This window comes from Methylocystis borbori, from assembly GCF_036576025.1.
Classification (GTDB): domain Bacteria; phylum Pseudomonadota; class Alphaproteobacteria; order Rhizobiales; family Beijerinckiaceae; genus Methylocystis; species Methylocystis borbori.
Genome location: NZ_JAZHYN010000008.1, coordinates 83,368 through 90,448, shown reverse-complemented (window position 1 = coordinate 90,448; position 7,081 = coordinate 83,368). Strand labels below are relative to the sequence as shown.

The 7,081-nt window shown below is 64.1% G+C and carries 8 protein-coding genes and 1 pseudogene; 3 read left to right on the top strand and 6 right to left on the bottom strand.

Features of this window, described 5'->3' with window-relative positions; genetic code table 11:
- From V3H18_RS04565 to recR, 3 genes and pseudogenes are all read left to right on the top strand, one after another.
- Positions 1–487 (top strand): annotated as a pseudogene (locus V3H18_RS04565) (DNA polymerase III subunit gamma/tau); the annotation flags it as partial.
- The gene (locus tag V3H18_RS04560; protein WP_332080737.1) at positions 484–807 is read left to right on the top strand and encodes a YbaB/EbfC family nucleoid-associated protein; all 324 of its coding nucleotides are present in this window, start codon (positions 484–486) and stop codon (positions 805–807) included. The pseudogene V3H18_RS04565 and the gene V3H18_RS04560, both read left to right, overlap by 4 nt.
- Positions 808–974: 167 nt before the next feature.
- Positions 975–1,580, top strand: a complete 606-nt coding sequence (recR, locus tag V3H18_RS04555) for a recombination mediator RecR (RefSeq protein WP_332080736.1) — start codon at positions 975–977, stop codon at positions 1,578–1,580.
- Positions 1,581–1,699: 119 nt separating this feature from the next.
- On the opposite strand, the gene V3H18_RS04550 is transcribed toward recR, so the two are convergent.
- The 6 genes from V3H18_RS04550 to rpsA form a co-directional block, all read right to left on the bottom strand.
- Entirely contained in the window at positions 1,700–2,359 is a 660-nt protein-coding gene (locus V3H18_RS04550; protein ID WP_332080735.1) for a thioredoxin domain-containing protein, read from the bottom strand.
- Between the two features lie 87 nt (positions 2,360–2,446).
- Positions 2,447–2,653 (bottom strand): hypothetical protein, encoded by a 207-nt coding sequence (locus V3H18_RS04545; RefSeq protein ID WP_332080734.1) that lies wholly within the window; start codon positions 2,651–2,653, stop codon positions 2,447–2,449.
- Positions 2,654–2,813: 160 nt separating this feature from the next.
- Positions 2,814–3,431: a 30S ribosomal protein S4 gene (gene rpsD / locus V3H18_RS04540; RefSeq protein ID WP_332080733.1), complete on the bottom strand. Its 618-nt coding sequence runs from the start codon at positions 3,429–3,431 to the stop codon at positions 2,814–2,816.
- Positions 3,432–3,704: 273 nt separating this feature from the next.
- A complete protein-coding gene (locus tag V3H18_RS04535; RefSeq protein WP_332080732.1) occupies positions 3,705–4,052 on the bottom strand; it encodes a hypothetical protein in 348 nt (115 codons plus the stop codon).
- A gap of 135 nt (positions 4,053–4,187) precedes the next feature.
- Entirely contained in the window at positions 4,188–5,054 is an 867-nt protein-coding gene (locus V3H18_RS04530) for a hypothetical protein (RefSeq protein ID WP_332080731.1), read from the bottom strand.
- Between the two features lie 265 nt (positions 5,055–5,319).
- Positions 5,320–7,071: a 30S ribosomal protein S1 gene (gene rpsA, locus V3H18_RS04525; RefSeq protein WP_332080730.1), complete on the bottom strand. Its 1,752-nt coding sequence runs from the start codon at positions 7,069–7,071 to the stop codon at positions 5,320–5,322.
- Between the last annotated feature and the right edge of the window lie 10 nt (positions 7,072–7,081).

The following is a 7,081-nucleotide window of genomic DNA, read 5'->3' as shown; positions in this document are numbered from 1 at the left end:
CGCGCCGCGCGTCGACGCGCCGCCGCCATCCTTCGCGCCGGCGCCAGAGCGCGCCGCGCTTGCGAACTTCGACGCGCTCGTCGCGCTTGCGGCGGAAAAGCGCGACATACAGCTCAAGATCGCGCTCGAATCTGAAGTGCGGCTCCTTCGCTTTGAGCCCGGGCGGATCGAATTCGAGCTCGCGCCGGGAGGAACGCCGGGGCTTGCGTCGACGCTGACGCAGAAATTGCAGGCCTGGACAGGCGAGCGCTGGATGATCTCGGTCGTCGCCTCGGGCGGGGCGCCGACAATCAAGGAAAAGCGCGACGCGAGCGAGCGCGAGCGGCGCTCCGGTCTCGAGTCCGACCCCTTTGTCGCCAGCGTGCTCGCGCGTTTTCCCGGCGCGCAGATTATCGCGGTGCGCGGCAGGGAGGAGGGCGCGGCGTCCTCCGAAACGCTCTATGATGACATGCTGCCGCCGGCAGACGACGACGGAGAAGCGCAATGATGGATTTCATGGGCCTGATGAAACAGGCGCAGCAGATGCAGGCCAAAATGGCCGAAGCGCAGCTCGAACTCGATCAGATTATCGTCGAGGGCGAGGCGGGCGGCGGGCTCGTGAAAGTCGCGCTCACCGCGAAGGGCGCGATGAAGTCGATCTTCATTGATCCGAGCCTCGTAAAGCCCGAGGAGAAGGAAATTCTCGAAGATCTGATCGTCACCGCGCATATGCAGGCGCGCGCCAAGGCGGAGGAGGCGATGGCGGAAAAGCTGAAGGCGCTTACCGGCGGTTTGCCGCTGCCGCCGGGCTTCAAACTGCCGTTTTGACTTGCTTTGCGTAGCGCCGCGTTTCTCGCGTCATGGCCGGCCTTGAGCCGGCCATCCACGTCGTGACGCTGCGCAAGGTCGACCTTTGTTGATGACGGTTACGGCGTGGGTGCCCGCGACAAGCGCGGGCATGACGCGAAAACCTGATGAGGCCAGTTGATCCGATTATGGCGGAGCGCGTCGCCGGTCCCGAAATCGAAAAGCTCGTGCAATTGCTTGCGCGCGTGCCGGGACTCGGGCCGCGCTCGGCGCGGCGCGCGGTTTTGCATCTCATCCGCAAGCGGGAGGAATTGCTCGCGCCGCTCGCCGAGGCGATGCGCGTCGCCAAGGAGCGCATCGTCGTCTGTTCCGCCTGCGGCAATATCGATACGAGCGATCCCTGCACCATCTGCCGCGACCAGCGGCGCGACGCGTCGATCCTCGTCGTCGTCGAGACCGTCGCCGATCTCTGGGCGCTGGAGCGGGCCGGGCTGCTCAACGCGCGTTATCACGTCCTGGGCGGCGTGCTGTCGCCGCTCGACGGCGTCGGGCCGGACGATCTTTCGATCGCGAGCCTCATCGCGCGCGTGCGCGCGGGCGAGACGCGCGAAGTGGTGCTCGCGGTGAACGCCACGGTGGATGGGCAGACGACCGCGCATTACGTCGCCGATCTGCTTGCGCCCACGGGCGTGAAGGTGACGCGGCTCGCCCATGGCGTGCCGGTCGGCGGCGAACTCGACTATCTCGATGAAGGCACGCTCGCGGCGGCGCTGGAGCGGCGCAGCGTTTTTTGAGTCTTGCGCCGTCCTGGCCGGGCTTGACCGGGCCATTCACGCGACGACATCGCGCCGGACTTATATCATCTGGCCGAACGCCGTGAATGCCCGCGACAAGCGCGGGCATGACGGCTGATTTACTTCGCCGCGGATTTTGAGGCGATGATCTTGTCGAGATCGGCGACGCCGATTTCGCCCGTATATTTGTCGCCATTGATGAAGAAGGTCGGCGTGGAATTCACGCCGAATTTTTGCGCCGCCCGATCGCGGACCTTGTTGACGTTCTCATAGAGCGCCTTGTCCTTGAGGACCGCCTCGAATTTCTCCTGTCCGATGCCCGCCTGTTTCAGCACATTGGCGAGTCCGTCGAGCGGCTTGTCGATAAAGGCCCAGTTCTTCTGCTGCGAAAACAGAAGATCGACCGTGGCGTCGCGCTTGTCGCCGAGTTCGCGCGCCAGCATGAAAGCCGCGGCCGCGAGCGGATCGAGCGGAAATTCGCGCAGGATGAATTTCGCCTTGCCCGTGTCGATGTAGTTCTTCTTCAAGGTCGGATAGACGTCTTGATGAAAGGCGGCGCAATGGCTGCAGGTCATTGACGCATATTCGACGATCGTCACGGGCGCGTCCGCCGCGCCCTCCACGATGTCGGGCAGGTCGCCCGGCGCCATCAATTCGTCGATCGAGACTTTCCCCGACGGGGATTTTTCGGCCCGCGCCGGGACGCTTGCGAGCGTCAGCGCGCCCGCGGCGACGGCAAAAAGACGGCGGCGGGACAGGGCAAGATAGAGGAATTGCATGGGCGGTCCGTGAATTGTGAAGACGAAAGACCATATCGTCTTCGACGAATGTGGCAATTCAAATCTGGCGCTTCGCCGGGCCCCTTTTCAAAGCCCGTGTCGAGGCTGAATGAACCAATACATGACGCCGAGGAATGCGACGACGCCGCCAAACCAGAAGACGACGTCCCCGATCATCAAATCCTTCATGGTGAAGCTCAATACGCTGACGAGCAGGCCGCCGATCGCGATCCAGAGCGGCCGCTGGCCGCGCTCCTCAACTTTCGGCCGACGCTTATTCGGGAGATCTGGCATAGGAAGTCTTCCTGCATTTGTCGAAGCGCCGCTCAGCGCCAGATAAGCTTTAGCGCCGCATTCGCAATAGGGAAGGGCGCGCCGCCTCGGGGAAGCTTCCAAAAAAAGAGCGGCCGCCTTTTCGCGGCCGCTCCCGGGCGGAACGACGCCGGCCGCGCATTTAGCGGGAATAGAACTCGATGACGAGGTTTGGCTCCATCTGCACCGGATAGGGCACTTCCGTCGCATGCGGGACGCGGGTGAGCTTCGCGATCATCTTGGCGTGATCGACGTCGTAATATTCGGGCGTGTCGCGCTCGGCGAGCTGGACCGATTCAAGCACGGTCACGGCCTGTTTCGAGCTTTCCTTCACCTCGATCACGTCGCCGACCTTCACCTGATAGGAAGGAATGTTGACGCGCGAGCCGTTGACGCGGATATGGCCGTGATTGACGAATTGGCGCGCCGCGAAAACGGTGGGGACGAATTTCGCGCGATAGACGACCGCGTCGAGACGGCGCTCCAGAAGGCCGATCAGATTGTCGCCCGAGTCGCCCCGCATGCGGATCGCCTCCGCGTAATATTTGCGGAACTGCTTTTCCGAGATATTGCCGTAATAGCCCTTGAGCTTCTGCTTTGCCTTGAGCTGCGTGCCATAGTCGGAGAGCTTGCCCTTGCGACGCTGGCCGTGCTGGCCGGGGCCATATTCGCGGCGATTGACGGGGCTCTTCGGGCGGCCCCAGATGTTCTGGCCCAAGCGGCGGTCGAGCTTATATTTGGCTTCGGCGCGTTTCGTCACTTAACTTCGTCCTCTCACTGGCTGCGTTCCGCGCGCGAGAGGCGAAAAGACGAAACGCCTCCCGAAGCGTCAGGCTTCGGGCGGCGCCTCTCAAATCGCGTTTCCCGCGCGCTCCCGGTCTCCGGGGGCAGGAACGCGCCCTCCTCTGCCGGAAACCGGCCGACAGGCGTCCGCTCGGGAGCGCCACGGGTGCATGTCCGGCGGGGCGAAACCCTGCCGGAATGAGGGGAGCTACAAGAGCGCGCTCCTCAAGTCAAGGCAGTTCGTTCCCGCCTATTGGCCTTCGAGCATGTCGAAAATCGGCAGGTTGGACTCGTAGGGAACGATCACGTTGTCGGGCAGGCGCTGCGGCAGCGTCTCGTTCATATACCAGCTGCGCTGATTGGCCTGGATCGGGTCCTGATTGAAAAAGGTCTGCTGGACCATGTAGCGATTGGTGCTGCCCACCGGCACTTTGGTGCCGGGATCGAGGAAACTGCGGCGCTCGATCTCGATCGGACCCCTTGCGCGGGGGGCGTCGTCCGGGGAAACGCGCGTGCGCGATTTGGCGAGCGCGTCGCCGCCCGCCACGATCATCAACAGGCAGGTCAGACCGGCCGACAGCATCTTGTCCTTGCGCATCGCAATCCCTTTCTTCGCCTTGAGGCTCGCGTGCATAATAGCCGAAGGGTTGCGCAAAAGCGAATTACGCGCGCCGCGCCAGCGCCGGTTTCGCGCATCATCTTGAACGCCGCGCGAAGGCGCGTTGGACGTGGCTCAGCGCGGGCTCTGCGCCGAAGTCCTCGCGCGGGCGCGATGCGCGCCGCTTGCCGGCTGCGCCGCGTGTTTTTGCGCGGGGATCGTGGCGGTCACGTCGTCGCGCGAGACATTGACGCAATCCTTGCCGCGGCCCGCTTCCGCCTTTTTCAAGAAATCGTTGAGGAGGACGTTGTCGGCGCCGGGCGCATAGGCGAGCTTGTCGAGAATGCAGCCGAGCGCGACGCGGTCGATGGGCTTGCGCGCCTCGCCGCAGGCGAGGCCGGCGATCTCGATGCCGGCGGCGCCGTCGATGAGGCGGGCGGCAAGGCAGGCGCGTTCGCTCGCCGCGACGCCGTCCGCCGCGGGCTGGACGAGACGAATGTCGGCGGTCTCGAAGGCGCCGAATCTCGTAAGGAGCGCGGCGGGCTGGCCGATCTTCGCGACATCGAGGCCGGCCTGCGCGGCATGGCGGGTCATGTCGAGGAAGAAGTCGGACGCCGCTTCCGTCTCGGCGATGTCCTGATGGACGTCGACGCGCATGAAGGGGCCGCCCATCGCAAATCGTCCCATGGTGAGGCTGTCGATCCGGCCCAGGCCTTCCGCGCCCTCGCGCACGGCGATGGTCTTTTTCTCATGCGCGAATTCGGGCGCGGCGATATCGAAGGCGCTGAAGGGCCTCGCGACGAGCGCCGAGGCGCCGACGATGTTGTCGATGGCGATCTTCGTCGCGAATTTGCTGGCGGAGGGCGTCGCGGCCCGCTGCGGCGTCGCGGCTGGCGGCTCCATCCGCGTTTCGGCGACCCGCGTCTCGCGCGGCGCGCTGAAAAGAAGCGCCACAAGGAGGGTCATCGTGGCGGTCACGCCCATGCCAAGCGCGGCGCGCACGCCCAAGCGCCGCGCGCGCAACGCCCGCGGAGAGGACGAACGCCCATAGTTTTGATTTAAATCGGCAGCGCTCATGGGACGCGACTCCAGGGGTCCCCGCCCCCTCGCGGACTGGAACCATGCGCCCCATCATCGCGCGCCTTATCAAAATTAGGGTTAACGCAATTAAGCGATTGGCGTCACGGTGAATGAAAGGTTGACGCCGGAACAAACGAAAAGGCCCGCGCCGGGGCGCGGGCCTTATAGCTGGTGGAATGGCGAAGGATTATTCCTCCGCTTTCTTGCCTTTCTTGGGCGTCTCTTCGCGCGCCTTGAGCGCGGCGCCGAGAATGTCGCCGAGCGACGCGCCGGAATCGGCCGAGCCGTATTGCGCGATCGCCTCCTTCTCCTCGGCGACTTCAAGCGCCTTGATGGAGACGGAGATTTTGCGCGCCTTGCGGTCGAAGAGCGTGACGCGGGCGTCGACCTTTTCGCCCACGGCGAAACGCTCGGGACGCTGGTCGGCGCGATCGCGCGCGAGTTCGCTGCGCTTGATGAAAGTGGAGAGATCGGTGCCGGCGATCTTCACGTCGATGCCGGAATCCTTCACCTCGATCACTTCGCAGGTGACGACCGCGCCCTTCTTCACCTCGCCGCCTTCCTCGCCGCCGCCGCCGCCGACGGAAGCGAAAGGATCGCTGCCGAGCTGCTTCACGCCGAGCGAGATGCGCTCTTTCTCGACGTCGACGTCGAGAACCTGGGCGTTGATGACGTCGCCCTTCTTATATTCCTCGATCACCTGCTCGCCCGGACGGTTCCAGTCGAGGTCGGAGAGATGGACCATGCCGTCCACATCGCCGTCGAGGCCGATGAAGAGACCGAATTCGGTCTTGTTCTTGACTTCGCCGGAGACGGCCGAACCGACGGGGTGCTTCTCGGCGAAGGCCTCCCAGGGGTTCTGCAGGCACTGCTTGAGGCCCAAGGAAATGCGGCGCTTGACCGGATCGACCTCGAGCACCTGAACGTCGACCTCCTGGCTCGTCGAGACGATCTTGCCGGGATGCACGTTCTTCTTCGTCCAGCTCATTTCGGAGACATGGACGAGGCCCTCGATTCCCGGCTCCAGCTCCACGAAGGCGCCGTAGTCGGTGATGTTGGTCACGCGGCCGTGGAACTTCGCGCCGATCGGATATTTCGCCTCGATGCCCTGCCACGGGTCTTCGAGGAGCTGCTTCATGCCCAGCGAGATGCGATGCGTCTCGTGATTGATCTTGATGATCTTCACCTTGACGGTCTGGCCGATGGTGAGCACCTCGGAGGGGTGGTTCACGCGCCGCCAGGCGATGTCGGTGACATGCAGCAGCCCGTCGATGCCGCCGAGATCGACGAAGGCGCCGTAATCGGTGATGTTCTTCACGACGCCGTCGATCACCTGCCCCTCTTCGAGATTGGCGACGATCTCATGGCGCTGCTCGGCGCGGCTCTCTTCGAGCACGGTGCGGCGGGAGACGACGATATTGCCGCGCCGGCGATCCATTTTCAGGATGTGGAAGGGCTGCGGCACGTTGAGGAGCGGACCCACGTCGCGAATGGGACGGATGTCCACCTGGCTGCGCGGCAGGAAGGCGACGGCGCCGTCGAGATCGACGGTAAAGCCGCCCTTGACCTGGTTGAAGATGACGCCGTCGACCTTTTCATTGGTCTCGAACGCCTTTTCGAGCTTGACCCAGCTCTCTTCGCGCCGCGCCTTGTCGCGCGAGATGACGGCTTCGCCGAGCGCGTTCTCGACCCGCTCCAGATAGACCTCGACCTCCTCGCCCACTTTCGGGGCGGGGTCGCGGCCATAGCCGGTGAATTCCTTGATCGGTACGCGGCCTTCGGTCTTCAGGCCGATGTCGATGACGGCGACGTCCTTTTCGATGGCGACGACGCGGCCCTTGATGACGGACCCTTCGAAAGCCTCGTTGTCGCCATAGCTTTCTTCAAGCAATGCGGCGAAATCTTCGCGCGTGGGCGCGCGCTCCGTGATGGCGGCCATTTTTTCTCCT